Source organism: Methylocella sp. (assembly GCF_041905455.1).
GTDB lineage: Bacteria > Pseudomonadota > Alphaproteobacteria > Rhizobiales > Beijerinckiaceae > Methylocapsa.
Genome location: NZ_JAYRLA010000011.1, coordinates 67,028 through 89,352 on the forward strand (window position 1 = coordinate 67,028; position 22,325 = coordinate 89,352).

The 22,325-nt window shown below is 66.7% G+C and carries 22 protein-coding genes; 11 read left to right on the top strand and 11 right to left on the bottom strand.

Annotated elements, in window-relative coordinates; genetic code table 11:
* The first annotated feature begins 83 nt into the window (after positions 1–83).
* From ACE3OG_RS10885 to ACE3OG_RS10895, 3 genes are all read left to right on the top strand, one after another.
* A complete protein-coding gene (locus ACE3OG_RS10885; RefSeq protein WP_374308484.1) occupies positions 84–1,109 on the top strand; it encodes a hypothetical protein in 1,026 nt (341 codons plus the stop codon).
* A gap of 912 nt (positions 1,110–2,021) precedes the next feature.
* Complete coding sequence (locus ACE3OG_RS10890) at positions 2,022–3,371, top strand: glycoside hydrolase family 71 protein (protein ID WP_374308486.1); 1,350 nt, start codon at positions 2,022–2,024, stop codon at positions 3,369–3,371.
* Positions 3,372–3,517: 146 nt separating this feature from the next.
* The gene (locus ACE3OG_RS10895) at positions 3,518–4,684 is read left to right on the top strand and encodes an acyltransferase family protein (RefSeq protein ID WP_374308488.1); all 1,167 of its coding nucleotides are present in this window, start codon (positions 3,518–3,520) and stop codon (positions 4,682–4,684) included.
* On the opposite strand, the gene ACE3OG_RS10900 is transcribed toward ACE3OG_RS10895, so the two are convergent.
* Both ACE3OG_RS10900 and ACE3OG_RS10905 read right to left on the bottom strand, forming a co-directional pair.
* Positions 4,681–6,072, bottom strand: a complete 1,392-nt coding sequence (locus ACE3OG_RS10900; RefSeq protein WP_374308490.1) for a hypothetical protein — start codon at positions 6,070–6,072, stop codon at positions 4,681–4,683. The genes ACE3OG_RS10895 and ACE3OG_RS10900 overlap by 4 nt on opposite strands.
* A 168-nt stretch (positions 6,073–6,240) precedes the next feature.
* Positions 6,241–7,959 (bottom strand): putative bifunctional diguanylate cyclase/phosphodiesterase, encoded by a 1,719-nt coding sequence (locus tag ACE3OG_RS10905; protein ID WP_374308492.1) that lies wholly within the window; start codon positions 7,957–7,959, stop codon positions 6,241–6,243.
* A gap of 310 nt (positions 7,960–8,269) precedes the next feature.
* Between ACE3OG_RS10905 and bfr the strand changes: the two genes are divergently transcribed.
* Together bfr and ACE3OG_RS10915 are read left to right on the top strand one after the other, a co-directional pair.
* On the top strand, positions 8,270–8,755 hold the full coding sequence (gene bfr / locus ACE3OG_RS10910; RefSeq protein ID WP_374308494.1) for a bacterioferritin: 486 nt from the start codon (positions 8,270–8,272) through the stop codon (positions 8,753–8,755).
* A 115-nt stretch (positions 8,756–8,870) separates the two neighbouring features.
* On the top strand, positions 8,871–10,232 hold the full coding sequence (locus tag ACE3OG_RS10915) for an ATP-binding protein (protein WP_374308496.1): 1,362 nt from the start codon (positions 8,871–8,873) through the stop codon (positions 10,230–10,232).
* Positions 10,233–10,335: 103 nt separating this feature from the next.
* Here ACE3OG_RS10915 and ACE3OG_RS10920 read toward each other — a convergent pair whose 3' ends face one another.
* Together ACE3OG_RS10920 and ACE3OG_RS10925 are read right to left on the bottom strand one after the other, a co-directional pair.
* Positions 10,336–10,971, bottom strand: a complete 636-nt coding sequence (locus ACE3OG_RS10920) for a hypothetical protein (RefSeq protein WP_374308498.1) — start codon at positions 10,969–10,971, stop codon at positions 10,336–10,338.
* Positions 10,972–11,185: 214 nt separating this feature from the next.
* Positions 11,186–11,668: a group III truncated hemoglobin gene (locus ACE3OG_RS10925; RefSeq protein WP_374308500.1), complete on the bottom strand. Its 483-nt coding sequence runs from the start codon at positions 11,666–11,668 to the stop codon at positions 11,186–11,188.
* A gap of 261 nt (positions 11,669–11,929) precedes the next feature.
* On the opposite strand from ACE3OG_RS10925, the gene ACE3OG_RS10930 reads away from it, so the two are divergent.
* A complete protein-coding gene (locus tag ACE3OG_RS10930; protein WP_374308502.1) occupies positions 11,930–12,577 on the top strand; it encodes an MT-A70 family methyltransferase in 648 nt (215 codons plus the stop codon).
* On the opposite strand, the gene ACE3OG_RS10935 is transcribed toward ACE3OG_RS10930, so the two are convergent.
* From ACE3OG_RS10935 to ftsE, 3 genes are all read right to left on the bottom strand, one after another.
* Positions 12,574–13,290, bottom strand: coding sequence for a BglII/BstYI family type II restriction endonuclease (locus ACE3OG_RS10935; protein WP_374308504.1), 717 nt, complete (start codon positions 13,288–13,290; stop codon positions 12,574–12,576). The two genes, ACE3OG_RS10930 and ACE3OG_RS10935, sit on opposite strands and share 4 nt — an antisense overlap.
* A gap of 69 nt (positions 13,291–13,359) precedes the next feature.
* Positions 13,360–14,319: a cell division protein FtsX gene (locus ACE3OG_RS10940; RefSeq protein ID WP_374308578.1), complete on the bottom strand. Its 960-nt coding sequence runs from the start codon at positions 14,317–14,319 to the stop codon at positions 13,360–13,362.
* 288 nt (positions 14,320–14,607) lie between these two features.
* Positions 14,608–15,270, bottom strand: a complete 663-nt coding sequence (gene ftsE / locus ACE3OG_RS10945; RefSeq protein ID WP_374308506.1) for a cell division ATP-binding protein FtsE — start codon at positions 15,268–15,270, stop codon at positions 14,608–14,610.
* A 206-nt stretch (positions 15,271–15,476) separates the two neighbouring features.
* Between ftsE and ACE3OG_RS10950 the strand changes: the two genes are divergently transcribed.
* From ACE3OG_RS10950 to ACE3OG_RS10970, 5 genes are read left to right on the top strand one after another with little or no spacing between them, the layout of a single operon-like run.
* A complete protein-coding gene (locus ACE3OG_RS10950; RefSeq protein WP_374308508.1) occupies positions 15,477–16,022 on the top strand; it encodes a hypothetical protein in 546 nt (181 codons plus the stop codon).
* 1 nt (position 16,023) lies between these two features.
* A complete protein-coding gene (locus ACE3OG_RS10955; RefSeq protein ID WP_374308510.1) occupies positions 16,024–16,455 on the top strand; it encodes a hypothetical protein in 432 nt (143 codons plus the stop codon).
* Between the two features lie 53 nt (positions 16,456–16,508).
* Positions 16,509–17,015 (top strand): hypothetical protein, encoded by a 507-nt coding sequence (locus ACE3OG_RS10960; RefSeq protein ID WP_374308512.1) that lies wholly within the window; start codon positions 16,509–16,511, stop codon positions 17,013–17,015.
* 23 nt (positions 17,016–17,038) lie between these two features.
* Positions 17,039–17,644 carry a hypothetical protein gene (locus ACE3OG_RS10965; RefSeq protein WP_374308513.1) on the top strand — a complete coding sequence of 202 codons (606 nt, stop codon included), beginning with the start codon at positions 17,039–17,041 and terminating at the stop codon, positions 17,642–17,644.
* A 58-nt stretch (positions 17,645–17,702) separates the two neighbouring features.
* Entirely contained in the window at positions 17,703–17,915 is a 213-nt protein-coding gene (locus ACE3OG_RS10970) for a hypothetical protein (protein WP_374308515.1), read from the top strand.
* A 6-nt stretch (positions 17,916–17,921) separates the two neighbouring features.
* On the opposite strand, the gene ACE3OG_RS10975 is transcribed toward ACE3OG_RS10970, so the two are convergent.
* From ACE3OG_RS10975 to ACE3OG_RS10990, 4 genes are all read right to left on the bottom strand, one after another.
* Positions 17,922–18,365: a (deoxy)nucleoside triphosphate pyrophosphohydrolase gene (locus ACE3OG_RS10975; protein ID WP_374308517.1), complete on the bottom strand. Its 444-nt coding sequence runs from the start codon at positions 18,363–18,365 to the stop codon at positions 17,922–17,924.
* Positions 18,334–19,572: a bifunctional glutamate N-acetyltransferase/amino-acid acetyltransferase ArgJ gene (gene argJ / locus ACE3OG_RS10980; RefSeq protein WP_374308519.1), complete on the bottom strand. Its 1,239-nt coding sequence runs from the start codon at positions 19,570–19,572 to the stop codon at positions 18,334–18,336. The genes ACE3OG_RS10975 and argJ overlap by 32 nt, the downstream gene beginning before the upstream one ends.
* A gap of 87 nt (positions 19,573–19,659) precedes the next feature.
* Positions 19,660–21,321, bottom strand: coding sequence for a gamma-glutamyltransferase (gene ggt / locus ACE3OG_RS10985; protein ID WP_374308521.1), 1,662 nt, complete (start codon positions 21,319–21,321; stop codon positions 19,660–19,662).
* A gap of 45 nt (positions 21,322–21,366) precedes the next feature.
* Positions 21,367–22,323 carry a peptidylprolyl isomerase gene (locus tag ACE3OG_RS10990; RefSeq protein ID WP_374308523.1) on the bottom strand — a complete coding sequence of 319 codons (957 nt, stop codon included), beginning with the start codon at positions 22,321–22,323 and terminating at the stop codon, positions 21,367–21,369.
* Positions 22,324–22,325: the final 2 nt, after the last annotated feature.

Consider the following 22,325-nt stretch of genomic DNA (forward strand, 5'->3'; position numbering starts at 1 on the left):
CCGCGTTCGTCCGCGTGCTTTGGGAAGGAATGCGGTGTAGGGAAAGCGGGGCGGCGTCAAGGCCGCCGGCCTCGGGCTCCTTCATGACGACCAGTTCTCTTCCCCGCCTCGCCGACGAACTCGACCGGCTCCAGTTCGGCCCGCCCGGCCCCTGTCTTCTGATCGAGCAGATCCCGATCGGCTTCGGCGGGCAGATCTCGCGCCGCCTGCTCGGCCTCAAGCTCGCCCTCGCCCTCGGCCGCCGCGCGGTGTTCCTGCTCGAGGACGATCCGCCCTATCTGCAGACCTGCGCGCCGCAGAACGCACCGGTCCCGGGCGTCGACTGGGCCGCCCAGCCGATGTGGGACCCGCTCGGCGCTCAGCAGGAGCCTTGCCTGCGCTTCGAATTCGAGGCGGCCAACGCGCGCCTGCCCGAGCCCGGCGGCGTCGTGTCCTGGTCCCAGCGCGGCGCGGCGGCCCGCTATGGCCTGCCGGCGGACGCCAATCTCGACGGCGAGATTCTCGCCTGGATGCGGTCGACGGCGGAGGCCGAAGCCGAGATCGCAGCGGCGCAGGCGCGGCTCGGCGTCGACGAGCGCACGCTCGGCGTCCATTTCCGTCGCGGCGACAAGACGGTCGAGACGGCTTATGTGCCGGCGCGGCATTTGAACGCGGCGATCGCCCGCGTCCATGCGCGATGGAAATTCGAGCGGCTGTTCCTTGCGAGCGACAGCCCGAAGGCGGTCGAGGAGATCGAGCTCCCCGCCGGCGTAAGGCTGATCTTCGACCATGAGGAGAAGCGCTACAACAACGCCAACCACAAGATGCTCTTCCGCCAGCCTGAGCTCGCGCGGCAGGAGACCTTCACGGCGTGCAAGAATCTGGGGCTTTTGGCCGCGTGCGGCGGCATCGTCGGCCAGGACAACGCCCATTTCGCGACGCTCGCGGCCGCGCTGGTGCGGCGGCGCCATCCCGAGCCCGGCCGCGTGATCCTGCTCAGCGGCGACGTCGCCGAGCTCGAGGCGCCGCTGCTCGGACGCTATTTCGCCCTGAAGCGGCGCGCGAGGGCGCTCGCGCGCGCCTGCGTGCCCGGGGAGCTGCGCGAAAAGCTGCTGCGCCTGCGCTTCTAGCGCGATTTCCGATCAGACGGCGCTCCGACGCCTCGCGGCCGACCAGAGCGTTGCGAGATGGACCTCGCTGCTCGGCCTCGCCGTACGGCTTTCGGCAGCCGGCGTCTTGGACAAATTGTCGCAGCGTGGCGATTTATTGGCGATTGTGACGCCCGCGGCGACGTCGCGCTACGACGAGCGGAGCGAGACGGAAAGATAAGCGCGTCGCCTCGCCTGCCCGTCGATAGAAGAGTCCGCCATCCGAAAAGCTCGCGCGCAGACGCCGGTCGGGACGATCAAGTTGTCGTGATGAAGCGTGAACGATAAATATCAATTGAAATTCATATAATGAATTAATCAGCTGATCGCATAGTTTTGTCGCTAGGTTTACATCCGAAGCGCGCAGATTGTAGAAATTTACAAACACACTTTCAAAATTGTAGAGTTCTCACAAATTTGTGTCGCGCGCCCTGTCGGTGGGCGGGCGATCTATATAACGGAGATTATTCAGAAGAGGATATCGCGCTCGCGTTTATATGGCGCAGCTTGGCGAAGGCGTTTTTTTTGCGGCGTTTTAGTGATAAATATTGAAATTTCATATTTACATAACATTGACATAATTTCCCCTCATCGACTGCGCATGGTTCAAGCAAGGTTGAAGTCTCAAGACTAGCGGGGGCTCAGCCAGTCGTATGAGGGAAATGAAATATGTCGATTGCAATCGAAGCGACGCGCCATGGGGAAGCGCGCCGCGATGCCCGGAAGACGCGCAAGACTTCTCCTGCTTTAGTTAGCTTCACGCCGGCGCGCGCAGCTCAGACTTTGCTCGCCGTGGCGGCCCTTGTGCTAAGCGCCTCTGCGAAGGCGGATAATTCGACATGTCTGCCGTTCGATATGCCTTCAGCCGACTCGGTGTTAAATTCATCTAAGAAAGTGTTCGCACATTATTTCTATCCGCTGCCTATCTCGATCGACAATCAGCCGGCGCCGAAAGATTATTATACGGTCAATTATCTTTCGCCCAGCGGCGAGAACAACAAGTTCCTCTCGGCGGGCGGCCTTCTGCGGTCGCGTCCCTTGCCCGTGACGCCTTCCGCTTCAAGCTATCGGCTCACCAACATGAAGCGCGAGGTCACGCTCGCCATCGCGCGCGGCCTGAACGGCTTCGCCTTCGACACGATGGCGACGTCCGACGCGACCTCGGGGGGAAGCCTGGCGCTGATGCTGCAGGCGGCCAAAGCCGTCGACTCTCGCTTTAAGATCATGCTGATGCCCGACATGGCCGGGCTCGGCTACGACACCAGCAAGGTGATGACGATCGTCAAGGCGGTTTACAACGATTCTTCGCTCTACCGCCTCTCCGACGGGCGCCTCGTCGTCTCGCCCTTCGCGGCGGAACAGGTGACGCCGGCCGCCTGGGCGTCGATGACTGCGACGCTGAAGTCGCAGGGCTACAACATCGCCTTCATCCCGAATCTCGCGAGCCTCGCCGCGCCTTACGTCAATCAATATGCTCCGGTCAGCGTCGGCCTCGGCAACTTCGGCGCGCCCGGCGTCCCCGACCAGCTCGACTGGATCGTCGGCAACGCGCCGCGAGTGCGCGCCTCCTCGGCGCCGATCTTCTTCGCCGGCCTGTCGCCGCAAGGCTACAAACCCCAATCGGGCATGTATTACGAGGCCTACAACAGCCTCGCCTATCGCAACGCCTGGGCCGGAATCATCAAGACCAATCCCGACATGGTGCAGGTCGTCTCTTGGAACGACTATGGCGAATCGACGCACATCTCCCCGGCCGTCAGCGCGGCGGGCGATGCGGGCAATGGCTTCTATAATCTGACCGGCTATTATACGACGTGGTGGCGCAACGGCTCGGCGCCGGCGATCACCCGCAACGCCGTCTATTATTTCTATCGCCGGGAGCCGGTGGCCGCTTCGGCGCCCAGGCAGACCGTCTCCAGCTACAATCCGCTCTCGCAGGCGGCGCAGGACAAGATCGAGGTGGTCGTGTTCGCGAAGACGGCGAGTTTGCTCATCACTCGCATCGGCGGCGTCGGCGTGCGCACTGCGGTTCCCGCAGGGATGTCGTCCTATACCTTCGCTCTGCAGCCTGGCTATCCAGGCATGGACCTCTTCAGCGCCGATGGATCAAAGCATCTCGTCGCAGTCAGCAATCGCTCGCAGATCTATTCTGCGGCCGCCGGCTTGCCGGACGGCGTGCGCGATCTCACGTACTGGAGCGGCGGCGCGACGGATGCTGGCTCCTGCTCCATCACGTTGAATTGATGCTTTCGCGCAGGGCGGCCTCCTCGCCCGGCGCGACATCATGTCAAAGCGTTGGTGGTTTTGCTAGATTGCGGCGGTCGGCCACGACGCGCCGCGCGTAGTTCCTGCGCGCGGCGGCCTTGCGGCGAGGAGCCAGGAGTTTAGCTATGCGGTTGCCCCGCCTGCATGCGGCGTCCGGCGAAATGCTGCATCTCGACCTCATGCGCTTCGTCGCCTCGGCCGGAATCGTGCTGCATCATTCGCATGAGTTCTTCGCGCCCGCCGCAGAGCGCGCCGCGTTGGGCGAGACGACGGGCGGCATGGCGCTGTTCGTCGATCTCTTCTTCGTCATTTCCGGCTATGTAATCGCCTACGTCTATCACGGCCGCGTCGGCTCTTCAGGCGGCTACGGCCTCTTCCTGCAGCGCCGCGTCGGACGGCTCGTTCCGCTGCACTGGGCGACGCTGCTCGTCGCCATCGGCATCTGGGGCGCTTTCGCCGCAGCCGGAATCGCCGGCCGGCACGCCCCTTCCTTCAATCCGCTCTGCATCGCCGACACCGCGTTTCTGCTGCATTCCTTCGTCGATTGCGGCAACGGAATCATGTTCAACGGCGTCACCTGGTCGATCAGCGCCGAGATGGTCATGTATCTCGCGTTTCCGGCGATCGCGCTCCTTGGCGCGCAATCGCCGCGAGCGCTCGCCTTGGCTGGCGCCGCGTCGCTCGCCGCCGTCGCAGCCTATGCGCTTGTCCGGCAGGGCGGATTCGATGCGACGCAATGGACGCATGTGCATCCCCTGCTGCGCGCCGCGCCCTCCTTCATGATCGGTTCGGCGTTCTATTATGGACGCGCCGTGATCGCAAGGCTGCCTGCGCCGCAGCCTATCCTCGCGCTCGCCGCCGTCGCGCTCGTCTGGTGCATGATGGCCGGAGCGCCGGAGCTCCTCGACCTTGCGCTCGTCTACGTCGTCGCCGTTTCGGCCGTCGCCGCCGATCTGCAGGGAAAGCCCTCGGCGTTCGTCCGCCGCACGTCGCCGCTCGGCCAGCTCACCTACTCAATCTATATGTGGCACGGGCTGTTCATCTTGCTCCTGATGAACGCTTTGGGCGACAAGTTTCTGCACGCCGGCCTTTACGCGATGCTGGCGATCGCCCTCGTCTGCTACGTCGCGATCTTCGTCGCGAGCTATTTTTCCTTCTTCTATCTCGAAACGCCGGCGCGGCGCTGGGTCGACGGGCTGGATTTTCGACGCCCCGCCGACCTCGTCAGGAAAGTCCTTTCCTTCGCCATTGGGCGCGAGGCGGCGAGCCGCCGCCCGCCTGGCGTCACCTAAGGCGAGCCGCCTGAGGAATCCTCCGTTCGCGGCCGGGTGGCATAGATATGACACAGGCCGCCGATGGCGAGCGAAAGGACGATCGGGCCGAGCGTACCGGTCAGCGAGCCGCGTAAAATGACGAAGATCCAGCCGGCCACGACGCTGACGAAGGTCTGGCCGATTGGATCGTCAGTGCGCTTGTAGCGTAGAAAATAGTCGTCGCAGGCCTTCATCAGCAGCCCGAACAGGAACGACAGCGCGACGACGCCGGGAAGCCCGAAATCGATGTAGAACTCCGAGGGCAGAGGTGATGAGATATTGATGAACGGATAGCCCATATAGGAAGCCGATTCTCCGCCCGTGCCGAAGCTTTTCTGCGGCCAGACCGCCCGCGGCACGAAAAAGAAGATCGCCGACAGCAGATTCACGCCGCCCTTGCCGCCGAGGCCATCGTGCATCGCGACGACGTTGATCGTCGACTGGAAACCGTCGAAGTCGCCGCTCGTCACATATTCATGGAACGGATCAAGCGTGAATCCGTGCTCCTTGTCGCCGCGCTGCAGATAGCTGAGATAGGAGAAAAGCGTCAGTTGCGAGGCGATCAGCGCGACCGTCAGCATGGTCTTCTGAAAACGCGTGAAGGGAAGGAAGACGCAGAAGGCGGAGATCAGATAGCTCGCGATGGTCGAACGGGGAATGGCGAGCGGGGAATTGAACGCCCCGAACAGCGCCAGCGTGAGGAGGATGAGCGCAAGCGCGGCGATCGACCTTTGGACTCTGTAGAGGATGATCGCGAACATCAGGGCGTAGAAACTGCCGGAATGGGCGATCGCGCCGAAGATCAGCTTGACCGGCGAGGCGATAGTGTCGGCGAAGGCGTCGTCGCCGCGCGGCGCCCGCAGCGCGCCGAGCCCGTAAAGCACGGCGCAGACGGCGGAGGCGGCCGCGCAATAGAGGATCGCCTGCCGCAGCCGGGCGGGCACCGCCTCCCTCCCGGCTCCGGTCGCGCGGCGCGGGAATTCAAGGCTGTAGCCGAGGAAGACGCAGGCGGTGAAGACGGCCGCGACGATCGCCGTGTTCAGGACCTGGCCCGTGCTGTAGCCGGCTGAAAAGAAAGGGAAGCGTCCCGTCGCCGTGTGGAAATACCCCGGCAGCAGGTAAGACACGATCATGTAGATGCAGAAAAGAAGGTGCACCGGCCGCGGCCGCGGGTCGCACAGATTGTCGACCATCATCAAGCACAGCGCCGAAATGGTCAAAGCCAGGATGCGCAGCGATTCCCCGAACTGCGGCTGATAGGGGAAGACGAAGCCGAAGCACAGGAAGACCAGGACCGCGCAGGTCGCGAGACAGATGACGCGCAAAGTGTTCGGCGGGGCCTCGGCGGCGATCGTGCTGTTGCGCATCCTGTCCTCATGGCGCGGCGCGTGTCGTCGCAGAAGGTCGCGGCTCGCCAATCTCCAATCACGCCGGCTCCGCCGCGCGGCGTCAAGCACCAATAGGACCTCCGATGCCAAATGTCGCCGATTAATATATGTCGCATGGCCTGGGGCGACCGACGGGCGGCCACGACCTCAATGGCGCGGCGGAGGGCCAAAGCGTGGATCGGCCGTCTCATTGGCCTCGATCATGGGCCGGATCTTGCTCGCCGGCACCGGCGGGCTGAAGAAATAGCCCTGCATCTCGGTGCAGCCTTCGGCGCGCAGAAAGGCGAGCTGCTCTCCGGTCTCGACGCCCTCGGCGGTGGTCGGCACGCCAAGGCTGACGCCAAGCCCCGCCACCGCCCGCACGATCGCCATCGAGCCGCCGCTGCGGCCAAGCTCGCTCACGAAGGAGCGGTCGATCTTGATCTTGTCGAAGGGGAAGGCGCGCAGATAGGAGAGGCTGGAATAGCCCGTGCCGAAATCGTCCATCGACACGCTGACGCCGAGGCTGCGCAGGCTGCGCAGGGTCATGAGGTTCGCCTCGCTCTCGGCGAGCAGGACCGATTCGGTGATCTCGAGCTCGAGGCGGCGGGCCGGCAGGCCGGAGGCGGCGAGCGCGGTGAGCACGGCGTGGATCAGGTTGCCGCTGCGGAACTGCGCGCAGGAGAGGTTGACGGCGACTTTGAGATTTCCCGGCCAGGTCGCGGCTTCGGCGCAGGCCTGCCGAAGCGCCCATTCGCCGAGCGGGACGATGAGGCCGATCTCCTCGGCGAGGCCGATGAACTCGGCGGGCGCGACCATGCCGCGCTGCGGATGGCGCCAGCGCAGGAGCGCCTCGAAGCCGGTGATGGCGCCGTCGCTGAGCGCGACGAGCGGCTGATAATAGAGCTCGAACTCCCCGGCGGCCAGCGCCCGGCGCAGCTCGACCTCGAGCCGGCGGCGCGCCTGCGCCCGCGCGTCCATGCCGGGCTCGAAGAAGCGCAGCGCGCGCCGGCCCTCCTCCTTGGCGCGGTGGAGGGCGAGGTCGGCGTTCTTCAGGAGGAGGTCGGCGTCGCGCCCGTCGCGCGGGGCGAGCGCGACGCCGACCGAGGCGCCGATCTCGACCGGATGGCCGTCGATCGCATAGGGACGCCCGAGCGTCTCGAGCGCCAGCGCGGCCAGCGCGCCCGCCTCCTTCTCGCCGGCGACGCCCTTGCGCATCAGCGCGAACTCGTCGCCGCCGAAGCGGGCGAGCGCGTCGCCGGGGGCGAGCCGCGCGCGCAGCCGGTCCGCCGCCGCGCGCAGCAGCCGGTCGCCGACCAGGTGGCCGAGCGCGTCGTTCACGCCCTTGAAACGGTCGAGGTCCAGGTAGAGCACGGCGATCTCGCCGGATCCCGGCCCCGCCAGCGCGGCGGCGAGGGTCTCGCGGAACAGCGCGCGATTGGGCAGGCCGGTGAGCTCGTCGTGGCGCCGGGCGTAGGCGAGCCTCGCGTCGGCGCGTCGCCGCTCGCTGAGGTCCGTGACGGTGACGAGCCGGACGAGGCGGCCTTCAAAGCGGATCGCGCGGGCGCGCGTCGCGACGTCGACGAGCGCGCCGTCGGAGCGCACGCAACGTCCGACCCGCTGCGCGCCGGAGGCCGGCTCGCGCAGCGCGAAGGCGCGCGCCTCCTCGCGCTCGTCGGGGTGCGTGACGTCGATGAGGCTCATGCGCAGAAGGTCGAGGCGGGAGCGGCGCCAGAGCGCGGCCGCCGCCTCGTTGACGGCGAGGAAGGCGAGGCTGCGCGCGTCGCACAGGGCGGCCGCGGTCGGGCTGCCCTCGAACATGAGGCGAAACGATTCGCCGTCGGCCTCGTTCCGCGCCAGCCTTCGCCTCGTCGCGCGCGCAGCCATCGATCCGCTCCTCTCGGCCTTGCATCCCGTTCGGCGCGCTTCGCTGATGCGCGAGGCGCGCCGCAGAACGGAAATGATCGACGGCGAGACTGTCGGATGAAGATTGCCTTCGGCTATCTAAGCTTACTCGAATTTTATCGCGCCGTTATTCGTCAGGGCGCTTCGCTTGCTCCAAATCTCGCCGTCGCCGAAAAAAGCGCTTGCCGCATCCTGCGGCGCCATCTTATTTAGAATCTATCTAATTTAAGCCTGCTCGCTTCATCACGGGCGACGAACGTCCGGGCGGGGGGACAACAAGGGGTTCGGACCTATGAAGGGCGACGAAAGAGTCATCGACTATCTCAACCGCAGCCTGCGCAGCGAGCTGACGGCGATCAACCAGTACTGGCTGCATTTCCGCATCCTCGACAACTGGGGCTTCAAGGACCTCGCCAGGCAGTGGCGCGAGGAATCGATCGAGGAGATGCGCCACGCCGACAAGCTCACGGCGCGCATCCTGTTCCTTGAGGGCTTTCCCAACATGCAGGTGCTCGACCCGCTGCGCATCGGTCAGTCGGTCGAGGAGATTCTCTCCTGCGACCTCGCGGCCGAGCTCGGCGCGCGCGCGCTCTACACCGAGGCGGCGGAATATTGCATTTCGGTTCACGATCGCGTGACCAAAGAGCTCTACGACGAGCTGCTCAAGGACGAGGAGCACCATATCGACTTCCTCGAGACGCAGCAGGAGCTCATCCGCCAGGTCGGCGTGCAGCTCTATTGCCAGAAGCACATCGGCAAGCTGTCCGAGGAGCTTTAGGCGTCCCGAGGCGGGCGGCGGCCGCGCCGCCCGCCTCGCTGTTCCGCCGCCGCGCCGACTGCGTTAATGAGGGCCCGCGGGCGAACGGCGCCCGCGGAGAGCCTTGAGGCCGCGATTGACCCTCACCTTCGCCGCCGCGCTCGCGCGTCCGCGCGCGCTCTGGCGCGGGTTTTCGCGCAAGTTCGCGCAGATTCTGCCGCAGGGCCTCTACGCCCGCGCCGCGCTCATCGTCATCCTGCCGATGATCGTGCTGCAATGCGTGCTGACATACGTCTTCCTCGAGCGGCACTGGCAGCTCGTGACGAACCGCCTGTCGACGGCGCTGACGCAGGACATCGCCGCGCTCATCGATCTGCATCAGGCCTTTCCGGGCGCGCAGGACAGGCTGATCCAGATCGCTCAGGACCGGCTCAAGATCGACGCCGAATTCCTGCCGCCCGGCCCGCTGCCGCCGGCGTTGCCCAAGCCTTTCTTCGGCATCGTCGACGCGGCGCTCTCCAACGAGATCCGCAAGCAGATCGCGCGCCCGTTCTGGCTCGACACGGTCGGACGGTCGAACCTCATCGAGATCCGCATCAAGCTCGACGACGCGATTCTGCGCGTCATCGCCTACCGCAGCGCCGCCTACGCCTCGAACTCCTATATCTTTTTGCTCTGGATGGTCGGCGCCTCTCTCGTGTTGATCGTGGTGGCGAGCGTCGTGCTGCGCAACCAGATCAAGCCGATCCTGGCGCTGGCCGGCGCGGCCGAGGAGTTCGGCAAGGGCCGCGACCCGGATTTCCGGCCGCGCGGGGCGCGCGAGGTGCGCCGCGCCGGCTTCGCCTTCATCGAGATGAAGCGGCGCATCGAGCGCGCCATCGAGCAGCGCACCGCCATGCTGTCGGGCGTGAGCCACGACCTGCGCACGGTGCTGACGCGCTTCAAGCTCTCGCTCGCGCTGATGCCGCCGAGCGAGGAGACGGCCGAGCTCGACAGGGACGTCGCCGAGATGCAGCGCATGCTCGAGGCCTATCTCGCCTTCGCGCGCGGCGCGGCGGGCGAGCGGGCGGTGCGCGTCGACATGATCGAGTTTCTGGAGGAGCTGCGCTTCGACGCCGAGCGCGAGGGCCGCGACGTCGCCATCGCCTACAGCGGCGACCCCGTGGCGACGCTGCGCCCCGACGCCTTCAAGCGCCTCCTCGCCAATCTCATCGGCAACGCCCAGAACTACGCGAAGACCGTGGCGGTCGAGGCGATCCGCGATTCGCGCTTCCTCGTCATCCATGTCGACGACGACGGGCCGGGCGTGCCGGCCGAATTGCGCGAGGAGGTTTTTCGCCCCTTCTACCGCCTCGACGAGGCGCGCAACCAGGACGTCGGCGGCACGGGGCTGGGCCTCGCCATCGCCCTCGACATCGCGCGCTCGCATGGCGGCGACATCCAGCTTTCCGATTCGCCGCTGGGGGGCTTGAGGGCGAGCGTGCGCGTGCCGGTGTGAGGGAACGCCGTTCTTGGCGAATGAGCAGTCTGGCGGCCAACGATTACGCGTCAAACTATCAGCTCCTTCGGAAAGAGAACCGAAGGCGGCGCAATTACGCCATTCAATGACCGAACATCTTGCCTCCGAGCAAGAAGGCGCCGCCAATTGCGCCGCTCAGCGCGACGAGCGCTCCATAGAGTTGCGCGGGCTTCAGATTGGCGACGATTTGTCCGATGGTGAGCTCGGCTGGCGCCGCCGAGAGCGCAGGTCTTTTCGCCAGTTTCATTTTCCAGTTTGACAGGACCCCGTTGAATTCGTCGCCGTTCAAGGATTGCGGCGTAGGATCGATGCGCTGCACATACCAGTCATAGCTTGGCTCCAGCAGTCCCTCACTCTTCAGATTATTTTCGACTATCACGAGGAGCGGAAGTTTTCGGCTGTAGGCCATCGCCGCCTCGATATGGTTCCAAGGCGTGGGCAACCTGACGTCGGCGAGTTTGCGTTCCTTCGGCCCGCCTCTTCTGTCGACTCCTTCTGGAAAATAGGTGCGCTCCAGCGCGACGACGACGGCGCCGGCGCAAGTGTCCATCAGGTCGGTCACGGTCTTGAGCGGAGCGTCCGAACCGAATGTGTTGCGGCCGACGGTGCGCGGCGTAAGTCCTTCGCTTCGAAGACGGTCCTCGACGGCGCGGACGAACGTCTCCTGAGCCGGCGTCGAAGTAGCGCCGACGCTCAGGAAAATGTCGAACTTGTCCAATTCTTCCTCCCGACGAACGCGGCGGAAGAGGCGAGGCGGCCATAGAGGCTTGACCGCGAGGCGACATGCCGCGTCAAGCTCGAGTATATTGCCTGACGCATCGACGTCGCTGCAAGAAATTCAATGAATCGACGCGCAGCGCCGGGCGATTTCCGCAGCGACGCCGAATCAAGGGCGCCGCCGCTTGAGCGGAACGGATGCGATCGCAGGCCCCTTATCCACGCTCGCCCGCAGGCGCGCCGTCTCCCTCCTCGAACGAAAACAGCCCGGCCACGAAGCTGCGCGCCATAAGCCGGGCGCGGGCGATCGCCGGCTCCGCATAGGCGGGCGGCAGGATCCGCGCCGCGCTCTCCGCGAACAGTTCGAGCCAGCGCGCGAAATGCTCGGGCCTCAGGCCCTGCAGCCGGGCGTGGGCCGGAAAGGGGAAGCCGTTGTAGCGCTGCGTGCGCAGCAGCGCGCGCGACCAGAAGTCGGCGATCTTGGCGAGATGGCCGTCCCAGTCCTCCACCGCCGCCTCGAACACCGGGCCGAGCAGATCGTCCTTGCGCGCCTCGCCGTAGAAATCGGCGACGAGCGCCCGGATCGCCGCCTCGACGTCTTCGCGCGCCTGCGCGGACATCGCCGGAGCGCCGAAATCGCGGCCGTCGTCGCCGTTCGAGAGAGGCGCGCGCGCGCTCGCCGGTTCGCTTGCGTCCATGTGCAGGCTCCAAAGGGGTTTCGGGCGAAGGGGTCGGGCCCGTCGCCCCGCGGCTATATATGGGCGCGAGGATGCGCCGGCGCCGCCCCCGCCGCTTTGCGCTCCCGCAACATTGCGCCCGTCGCTCAGCTCAGCTCCCGCAGATGCCGCAGCACGATGATCCGTCAAGAGCAAGCCTTCGTCGACAGAATGCAGTTTCGTCCAATGGCGAATGACCTATGATTGTGGGTGAAGCTAACTCAGGGCGAATGGAGCGCAGTTTTGCTGGCCAAGACGGATGCTACGACCGAGCTGCTGCGCGCCACGCGCGGTCGCCGTTTTGCAACCATCATGGCTGATCCGCCGTGGCGTTTTCAGAATTCGACAGGCAAAGTCGCCCCCGAACACAGGAGGCTCAGCCGCTACGGCACGATGACCCTGAGCGAAATATCCTCTCTTCCGGTGCGGGATGTCGCCGCTGAGACGGCTCATCTTTATCTCTGGGTTCCGAACGCACTTCTGCCGGAAGGATTGGCAGTTATGGCGGCCTGGGGATTCAAGTATAAGGCTAATATCATATGGCATAAAATTCGTAAAGATGGCGGCTCTGATGGACGCGGTGTAGGTTTCTACTTTCGTAATGTGACCGAGCTTTTGCTTTTCGGTGTTATTGGAAAGAATGCCAGAACGCTCACGCCGGGACGCAGGCAAGTCAACATGATACAGACGCGTAAGCGAGAGCATTCGCGCAAGCCAGACGAGCAGTACGGTCTGATCGAATCATGCTCGCCCGGACCTTATCTAGAGATGTTCGGCCGCGGCGTACGGAACGGGTGGACGACATGGGGCGATCAAGCCGACGAGTCATATACGCCGACGTGGAAGACGTACGCGCACCATAGCCAAGCGGCTCGCCTGCTGACCGATTAATCCTCGTCGTCGCCATCGGCCTCTGGAACGGGACGGCCCGCTTTTTTGGCCGCTCTCTTGGCGGCGGCTTTCGCCGCCTTTTCTTCATCCACTTTGAGCTTGAGCGTTTCATAAGCTGCTTCACCATCGTCGACAAACAGCGTCGGCTTGATGGCGAATGTCAGAAGCGGGCAACCGCCGGCGCCGCCGCCCTCGACCTTGGGCCAGAGTTTTTCGTGATGGGTCGTCGCCTTGCCATAGGACGCACCCTTGCCGACTTTTTTGAATATCTCCTGAAGCTCCCACGACCGGGTGATCACGACGCCAACCTGAATTGCGCGCAGATCGAATAGGAGCCTAAAATTATTGAGATCACGGTCGTAAAACGGATCCTTATTGTTCCATTCCATTTCGACCGCCACGCCGCCTTTGAAACAGTCGACCGAATGAGTGGGACTTTCTATGCGAGTTGCGTCGACCACGATGGCGGTCGTGAATTTTTTCTCCTTCCAGCCCTTGGCGTAGAGGGGCTCGTCAATCCGACGGCTGATCAACGAGCGATTGCCGCCGCCGACCCTGACTTCCGATTTCAAGAGCCGAAAGGCCCGAAGCACTTCAATGACTTCGCCCCACTCCGCGGGACAAGCTGTGGTCAAAACGCCAGTCGCGTTGCGCCATTCCTTGACGCGATAGCCTACCAAGAGAGCTGAGGGGATCAGGTGCTCAGTCGACATCTTCTCTCATAACGATCAACCGTCGTTTCCCGTGGAAGCGGCATACGATGAATTTGATGGAAGGTTTGCTCAGCTCAGCTCGCGCAGATGCCGCAGCACGATGATCCGCGAGACGAGGGCGGTGAGCAGGGCGACGCCGAGGGCGATGGCGAGGATCGCGCCGTAGACCGCGCCGCCGAGCGAGAAGCCGCCGAACATCGCCTCGAGCTGGTCTCCGCCGGGGGTCGAGCGCAGCGCCGAAAGCAGCGTCGCCGACAGATAGAAGATAGCGACGGCGCACAGCCCGCCGATGAGCCCGCCGCGCAGGCCGAGCCGGAAGAAATGGCGCTGGAACTGGCGCGCCACGTAATCGTCGGCGGCGCCGACGAAATGCAGCACCTCGATGATCTCGCGATTCCCGGCCATCGCTCCGCGCGTCGCGAAGGCGACGGCGAGGGTCATCGCCGCGAGCACCAGCGCGAAGATCGTCGCCGCGACGACGACGACGCTGTTCGCCATCAGGGCGAGGCGGCGCATCCAGCGGTGATGGTCGTCGAGGCTCGCGCCCGGAACGGCCTCGGCGAGCGCGCGCGACAGGGCGGTCGCGTCGAGATAGGCGCCGGGGCGCAGCGTCACGACGATGAGGCGCGGCACCGGCAGCTCGGAGAGGTCGAGGTTCGCCCCGAGCCAGGGCTCGAGCAGGGCTTCCGACTCGTCGCGCGAATAGGGCCGCGCCGAGGCGACGCCCGGCGCCTTGCGGACGATCTCGGCCGCCTTGCGCAGGTCCGCCTCGACGTCGCGGGTCGCCGAGGGGCGGATCTGGACGGTCATCTCGCGCGAGACCTCATTGCGCCAGGACGAGGAGGCGTCGGCGATGAGGATCGCCGCGCCGGCGGTCAGCGCGGCGAGGAAGGTCATGATGGCGATCACCGTGACCAGCGCCCGTCCGGCGATCGAGGCGGCCGGCACCAGCGCCTTCTCGCGCCGCGCCTCGCGCGCCCGGCGGCGGCGCTCGGCGAAGGCGCGCGCTCGCGCGCCGAGCGCGGCCAGCGCGCGGCTCAGGGCCGAGCGCGGGCGGGCCGGCTCGTCGAGGTCCTCCGCCTCGAGCGCCGGAAGGTCGAACCCGGCGTCCTCGAAGCCCTCGAGGTCGAAGGCGCGCGAGGACGGGTCGCGGCGCGGGTCGCCGCGGCGCGTCTGCGCGAGATGCAAATCGTTCGCGCGCGTCCGCGCGCTATTGACGTCGCGTGGGTCCAAACCCCTGTCCCGGCTCGGCGGGCCTGCGGCGCCCGCGCGCGGACGGTAGCGCGCGCGAAGAGGGGCGCCAAGCTTCGGGCGTCCTCAGTCGAAGATGTGCAGCCTTCCGTCGCCGAGGACGAGGCGCCGCGCGCCCTCGAACTGGTCCATGAGGGCGAGGTCGTGGGTCGCGATGACCACCGAGGTGCCGGACTTGTGCAGCTCGGTGAACAGCCGCAGCAGGCGCCGCGCGAGGCTCGGGTCGACGTTGCCGGTCGGCTCGTCGGCGAGCAGCAGCTCGGGCCGCACGATCAGCGCGCGGGCGATCACCGCGCGCTGCTTCTCGCCGCCCGAGAGCACGGCGGGCGGAATGTTCATGCGCTCGCCAAGGCCGACCCAGCGCAGGAGCTCGACGACCTCGCCGCGGTAGCTCGCCTCGTCCATGCCGCGCACGCGCAGCGGCAAGGCGACGTTCTCATAGGCGGTGAGATGGTCGAGCAGGCGGAAGTCCTGGAAGACGACGCCGATGCGCCGGCGCAGGTCGGTGACGCCGGCCTTGTCGATGGTCAGCGCGTCGCGCCCGAACAGGCGGATCATGCCGCGCGTCGGCCGCAGCGCCATCAGTATGAGGCGCAGGAGCGTCGTCTTGCCGGCGCCCGAGGGGCCGGTGAGGAACTGGAACGAGCGCGGCTCGATCGAGAAGGTGACGTCCTTCAGGATCTCCGCGCCCATGCCGTAACGCAGGCCGACGTTCTCGAAGCGGACCATGGAAGCGGCGTTCCTCGTCATGCGGCCTTGAGGTCGATCCTGTCTAGAGCATCGGTCCGCGCCATGGCGAGGCTTTTCGGACGCGGCGCGCGAGGCCTCCGCGTCCATGACCCAATCACGTCATGACGCCGGTTAAGGCTTCGTTCACTATTCCGAGAGCGGCGCAACGCCGAACCGAAGCCGCGCCAAACCTTGAGGCCTCGCCGATGATCCGTAGCCAGACCGCGCCGCGCCTCGCGGGCGCCGCGCTTCTTTGCTGCTCGCTCGCCGTCGGCGCGGCGGCGCAGGAGGCGGGCCAGGCGGCGGCCGGATCGGGCGCGGCGCCGGTCGCAGGATATCTCGACCCGAAGACCAACGTCTTCACGCCGATCCCGCTTCTGAACGCGGCGCAGGCCGCCCCGGACGCCGAAGCCGCGCCGACGGTGCGCTCGGGCGTGCTGACCGTGCTCCTCAAGCTGACGATCGACGCCGCCGTTCCGGCCTCGGCGACCTTCTACGGCTACGCCTCGGCCAATGTCGGCGACGATGACTTCAACAACGCCGTCAGCGCCGGCGACGCCGTGCCGCGCTCGGGCGACTCCGGCCGGCTCACGCTGAAGATTCCCTACGCGGTCACTTACACGACCGCCGACGAGATGCAGATCGAATATTCGATTTACAGCTCGACCGGCGCCTATCTGAGCGGGACCCAGTCCATCCCCATTCCCAAGGACGGGGCGGCGACGACCGTCGTCGTCAATCAGAGGATCTAGCATGCGCGCGGGCATGAAGTCCTTCGCCGCGCCGCTCTTGGCGACGCTCGTCGGCCTCGCCGCGGCGTCGTCGGCGCCGGCCGAGACGACGACGGCGAGCGCCACCATCAAGGTGGTCTGCGCCATCACGACCGACGATTCGATTCCGGCGGGGACCAGCATCAGCCTCAGCGCGCAGGCGCAGGGGGCGGGAACGAACGTCTCGCAGACCGTCCAGACGACGACCGTGACGGCGAAGGCCGGATCGTCGCAGAGGGTCGTGCTGACGCTGCCCTACAAATGGGTCCTCGCCTCACCGCAGGCGCGCGTGCCGATCTTCTTCTCGGCGAGCGCCCCGACCACGTCCGGAAGCGGCTTCGTGGGGACCAACCTCGTCATTCCCATGCCCGCCGACGGCTCCGTCGTCACCGTCTCCATACCGGTTCGGCTGTGAGCCGCGAGGACGCTTTCGCCATGGTCGAGTTTTCCCCTTCCAAGGAGCCCGCGATGAAGCCGTCGCCTCGCCTCGGCGTTTCGTTCGCCGCCGGCCTCGTCCTTCTCGGCGCCCCGGCGCTGGCGCAGGAGGGGTCCGTCGCCCCGAACGCCGGCGCGGCGCAGGCGACCGTCATCGTCAACGACGCGGCGACGACGACCATCACGCGGACCGGCGTCCTGACCCTCAAGGGGACCTACACGGTCAATTCGAAGCTGCCGGCCGGAACGATCGTCTACGCCAGCGGCTACGCCAGCTCCTACGACGCCGCCTTCACCAACAGCCATACGGTCGCCGGATCGGCGACGGTGGCGGGCGGCAAGGTCGTCATCTCCCTGCGCATGCCCTATGCGTTCCTCATCTCCTCGACCGCGACGACGGTGACGGTGAGCCTGTCGCTCAGCGCCGGCGTCACGCCGGCGACGGGGCCGCGGCTCAACTACAGCGCCTATTCGAGCTCCACCATCAAGACGCCGGCGAACGGCGCGAACACCACGGTCAGCTTCTCGGGCGGGCTCTAGGGATGTCGGACGGGACGGCGCTCATGCGGACGCATCCGGTTTCCCCTCGTCTGCGCGCCGCCGCGGCGGGGACGCTCGCCCTTCTCGCGACGCTTCCCGCGCGCGCCGACGACGGATCGGCGCAGCCGGCGCTCGCCGGGGCGGCGCTCGAGGCCTTCGTCGCGCAGGCGAAGGCGGCCATCGACGCGAGGCGGCCGCCGGCCGCGCCGCCCGCCGGCGCGGTCCTCGGCGTCTACGATCCCGCGGCCAAAACCTTCACGCCCTCGGCGGCGATCGAGCCGCAGGCGATCGCGCGCGGGACCGCCACGATCCGTCCGATCTTCGTATTCAAGAGCGGCGAGGCCCGGGACTACGCCACCATCTCCTGCTCCTACACGATCTATTCCGGGTCGGCGGCGGCGAAGACTTACAACACCTCGACCGGACAGCAGTTCTATAGCTGGAACGAGACGCCGAAATCGGTCGCGCTGAGCTATGTCTATGACACGTCGCGGACCGACAACACCGTGCGCGTGTCGGTCTCCTGCACCGCGCTCGACGGCGATAACGTCGGCCACAGCTTCCAGGCCTACAAGAGCTTTCCCGCGTCCTCCGCGAAGGATACGTTCACGGTGACGGTGACGTTCTGACGAGGCCGCCGCCCGCCGCGGGGCGGCGGAGCTTTCCTTCTTCAACCTTGGATCGACCATGCGCCTTTCGATCGCCGCCTTCGCCCTCATCCTGCTCGCCGCCGCGCCTGCGCGCGCCGAGGACGGGTCGGAGGAGCAGCAGCGCTGCGTCTCGAGCTGCCTCTACCACGCCAAGGGGACGTCCGACCCCGCCTATGAGCGCTGCATCGCCAAATATTGCGCGAAGCTCGGGGAGTCGGAAGACGACGCGGCGAAGGGGCGCAAGAAATAGGCTTCTTTATCCCAGAAGCTCGATCAGCGGCGGGATGAGCGGCGCGTCCGCCGGCGGCATGGGATAGTCGCGCAGCGCCTTCGGAAAGACCCAGGCCAGCGCCTGCCCTTCGCGCGCGGCGGCGAAGCCCTCCCAGCGCCGGCAGACATAGAGCGGCATCAGAAGGTGGAAGTCCTCATAGGCGTGGCTCGCGAAACTGAGCGGCGCGAGGCAGGCCGGCTTGACGGCGATCCCGAGCTCCTCATGCAGCTCGCGGATCAGCGCGTCCTCCGGCCGCTCGCCGGCCTCGAGCTTGCCGCCGGGAAACTCCCACAGCCCCGCGAGCGCCTTGCCTTCCGGCCGGCGCGCGATCAGCGTCCGCCCGTCGGCGTCGACGAGCGCGCAGGCGACGACGAGCACGAGCCTCACGAACGCCGCCTCACGAGCGATAATCGCCGTTGATCTCGACATATTCCTTGGTGAGGTCGCAGGTCCACACCGTGGCGGCGCCCGTCCCGAGGCCGAGGTCGACGCGGATGGCGATCTCCTGGCGCTTCATGATTTCGGACGCCTCGGCTTCGTCATAGGCCGGGTCGCGCCGTCCCTTGTGCGCGACGCGCAGGCCGCCGAACCAGATGGCGAGCCTGTCGCGCTCGGCCTTCTCGCCGGCCTTGCCGACGGCGGCGACGACGCGGCCCCAGTTGGCGTCCTCGCCGGCGACCGCCGTCTTGACCAGCGGCGAGTTGGCGATCGACAGCGCGACGCGCCTGGCCGCCGCCTTCGAGGCGGCGCCGGTCACCGCGACCTCGACGAAATGGCGCGCGCCCTCGCCGTCCCTGACCACCTGATGGGCGAGGTCGAGCAGGATCTCGTCGAGCGCGGCGCGGAAGGAGGCGAGGCGGCGGTCGCGCGCGTCCTCGACGCGCGGCGCGCCGCGCTTCGAAGCCGCGCCGGTGGCGAACAGCATCAAGGTGTCGGAGGTCGAGGTGTCGCTGTCCACCGTGATGGCGTTGAAGGAGGTCTCGACGCCTTTCGACAGCATCGCCTGCAGGGCGGGCGCCGCGATCGGCGCGTCGGTGAAGATGAAGGACAGCATGGTCGCCATGTCCGGGGCGATCATGCCGGCGCCCTTGGCCATGCCGGCGATGGTCACTTCGACGCCGCCGAGCTCGGCCTTGCGCGCGCAGACCTTGGGATAGGTGTCGGTGGTCATGATCGCCTTGGCCGCCTCGAACATGGCGGACGGCTTCGCTTTCGCCGCGAGCTTCGGCAGCACGGGCTCGAATTTGGCCGCGTCGAGCGGCTCGCCGATGACGCCGGTCGAGGCGAGGAAGATCTCGTTCTTCGGGACGCCGAGCGCCTTGGCGCCGATCGCGGCGGTGAGCTTGACGGCGTCGGCGCCCGCCTTGCCGGTGAAGGCGTTGGCGTTGCCGGAATTGACGATGAGGGCGCGCGCGGTTCCGCCCGCGAGCTTCGCCCGGCACCAGTCGACCGGGGCCGACGGGCATTTCGACTTCGTGAAGACGCCCGCGACCTGCGTGCCCTTGTCGAGAAGGGCGATCATCACGTCCGTGCGGCCCTTGTAGCGCACGCCGGCGGCGCCTGCGGAAAAGCGCGCGCCGTCGACTTCGGGAAGCTCGGGGTAGGATTGCGGCGCGAGCGGCGAGATGGCGGCCATCTGGTGCGGTTTCCCTGAAGGAGCAAGATCGCGCCCGGTTTGCAGGGCGAAGGCGGCGCCGTCAATGGAGCGCAGGCGCGCGGGGCGCTAGTAGGCCGCCGCCAGCCCGTCGCCGCGCGGATCGCTGGCGCCCTTGCGCACGAACGTCGCGGGGTCGATCAGGATCGCGCCCGCGTGGCCCATCGTATCAGTGAAATCGGCGACCCGCGCGACCGGGTGGCCGCGCCGGCGCAGCTCCTCGACCACCTCCGCCGGGATGCGGCCTTCGAGCTTCAGATCATTGGAGGAGGCGCCCCAGGTGCGCCCGTGCAGCCAGCGCGGGGCGTTGATCGCCTCCTGCGGCGACAGGCCAAAATCGACGACGCGCGTGACGATCGCCGCCTGCGTCTGCGGCTGGCCTTCGCCGCCCATCGTGCCGTAAACGAGATAAGGGCGGCCGTCCTTGAACAGCATCGCCGGATTGAGCGTATGGAAGCATCGCTTTTTCGGCGCGAGGCTGTTCACATGCGCCTCGTCGAGCGAGAAGAAGCTGCCGCGGTTCTGCAGCAGCACGCCCGTGCCGCCGGCGACGATTCCCGACCCGAAGTCATGATAGATGCTCTGGATCAGCGAGACGGCGTTGCCCGCGGCGTCGACGACGCCCAGCCAGATGGTGTCGCCCTTCGGATCGAGCGGAGGCTGCTCGTTGCGGGCGCGCGCCATGTCGATGCGCGCCGCCTGCGCCCGCCCATGCGCCGCGCAAAGCAGGCGATCCAGCGGAATGTCCGAAAAATCCGGGTCGGTCAGATAAAGGTCGCGGTCGATGAAGGCCTCTTTCGTCGCCTCGACCATCAGGTGATAGTAGTCGGCCGTCCCCTCGCGCAGGCTCGCGACGTCGAAATTGTTGAGAATGTTCAGAATTTCGAGCGAGGCCATGCCTTGCGTGTTGGGCGGGAAATTATAGGCGCGGCAGTCCCGGTAGGGCGCTGAAATGGGCTCGACCCAATCGGCCGTATGGCGCGCGAAATCGTCGAGCGTCAAGATCCCGCCATTGGCCTCGAGGTCGGCGACGATGCGGCGGGCGACGCTCCCGGTGTAAAATTCCGCCGCGCCCTTTTCGGCGATCAGCTCCAGCGTCGCGGCGAGGTCGGGCAGCCGCAAGCGCTCGCCGACGGCGTAAGGAGCGCCGTCGCCCTTGAGGTAAGCGCCGCGGAAGCCTTCAAAGCGCTGCAGGTTGCGGAATTCCTGATCCTGCGGATCGGCGTTGACCGCGCTCCAATGCGCCAGCGAATGGCTGACCGGAAAGCCGTCGCGGGCGTAGAGGATCGCCGAGCCGAACAGCTCGCGCCAGCCGACGGCGCCGCCCATCGCCGACTTCGCGTAGCGGAACGCCTCGTCCCAGCCGGAGACGACGCCCGGCGCCGTATTGGCGGCGAGATAGCCGCGCGCGGGAATTTTCGCGCAGCCTTTGTCGCGGTAGAAGGAGATCGTCGCCTTTTCGCCGGACCGGCCGCTGGCGTTCAGCGCCTTCAGCTCGGAGGTCCCGGCGTTATAGATCAGCCAGAAGTTGTCGCCGCCGATCGTCGTCATTTGCGGATAGACGACGGCGAGCGCGGCCGCCGCCGCAATCGCCGCGTCGACGGCGTTTCCGCCCCGGCGCAGCATGTCGAGCCCCGCCTGCGAGGCGAAATAATGCGGGGTCGTGACGACGCCGTTCAGCGTCATCGGATTGTCGCGAAGCGACGGCGTATCGGCGTAGGCGTGCGTCATCGCTCCTCTCCTCCCCTGCGGCCTCGAACCGGGCCGGTCGGAACCTTACTTCTTTTTCTCTTCCGCGGGAGCGGGAGCCGGCGCGGGCGCCGCCGCCGCCGCGTCGTCGACCTGCGTCTCGTCGGAAGCGGAGGGGGCGCCGGGGGCGCGCTCGATCTTGGCGTTCTTGCGCAGGGACGTCACGGCGTCGGACTGCGCCTTCTGGACGACGTAGCGGCTCACCTGGTCCTTGACCTCGTCGAGCGCGGGAAACGGCTTCTCCCGCTTGCCCTCGACCTCGATGACATGCCAGCCGAACGGGCTCTTCACCGGCTCGGACATCTGTCCGACGTCGAGCTTGAAGGCGGCGTCGGCGAATTCGGGCACCATCTTGTCCTTGGAGAACCAGCCGAGCTCGCCGCCGTCGGCGCTGGTGTCCTTGGACACCTCCTTGGCCACCTTGGCGAAATCCTCGCCGGCCTTGAGGCGCGCGATCACTTTCTTGGCGTCGTCGTCGGTGGCGACGAGAATATGCCGGGCGCGCACCTCCTGCTCGGGCTTTTGCGCCTTCAGCGCGTCGTCATAGGTCTTCTTGATCGCCTCGTCGGTCAGCGCCGCCTTGGCGATCTGGCCGAGCTTGGCCTCCATCAGAAGCTTCTCATGGTAATAGGCGAGGCGCCGGGCGTACTCGGGAGTCTTGTCGAGCCCTTCCGACTTGGCGAGCTGGGCGACGAGCGCGCCGTCGATCAGGAAGTCGAGAAGATAGGCGTCGCGCGCCTTGCCCTGCAGCTGCGGCGGCAGGTTCGCCGCAAGGTCCTCGCGCGCCACGCGCAGGTCCTCTTCGGTGATCTGCTGGCCGTTGACGGTGGCGAGGAGCTTGGCGCCGGCCGCGTCGGCCTTCGCCGCGTCTGGCTTGGGGGCGTCGGCCTTCGGCGCGTCCGCCGGGGGCGTCTGCGCGAGGGCGATGCAGGGAAGCAGCGCGAGGCCGGCGGCGACGGCGGCGCGCGAGAGGAATGCGGTCATGA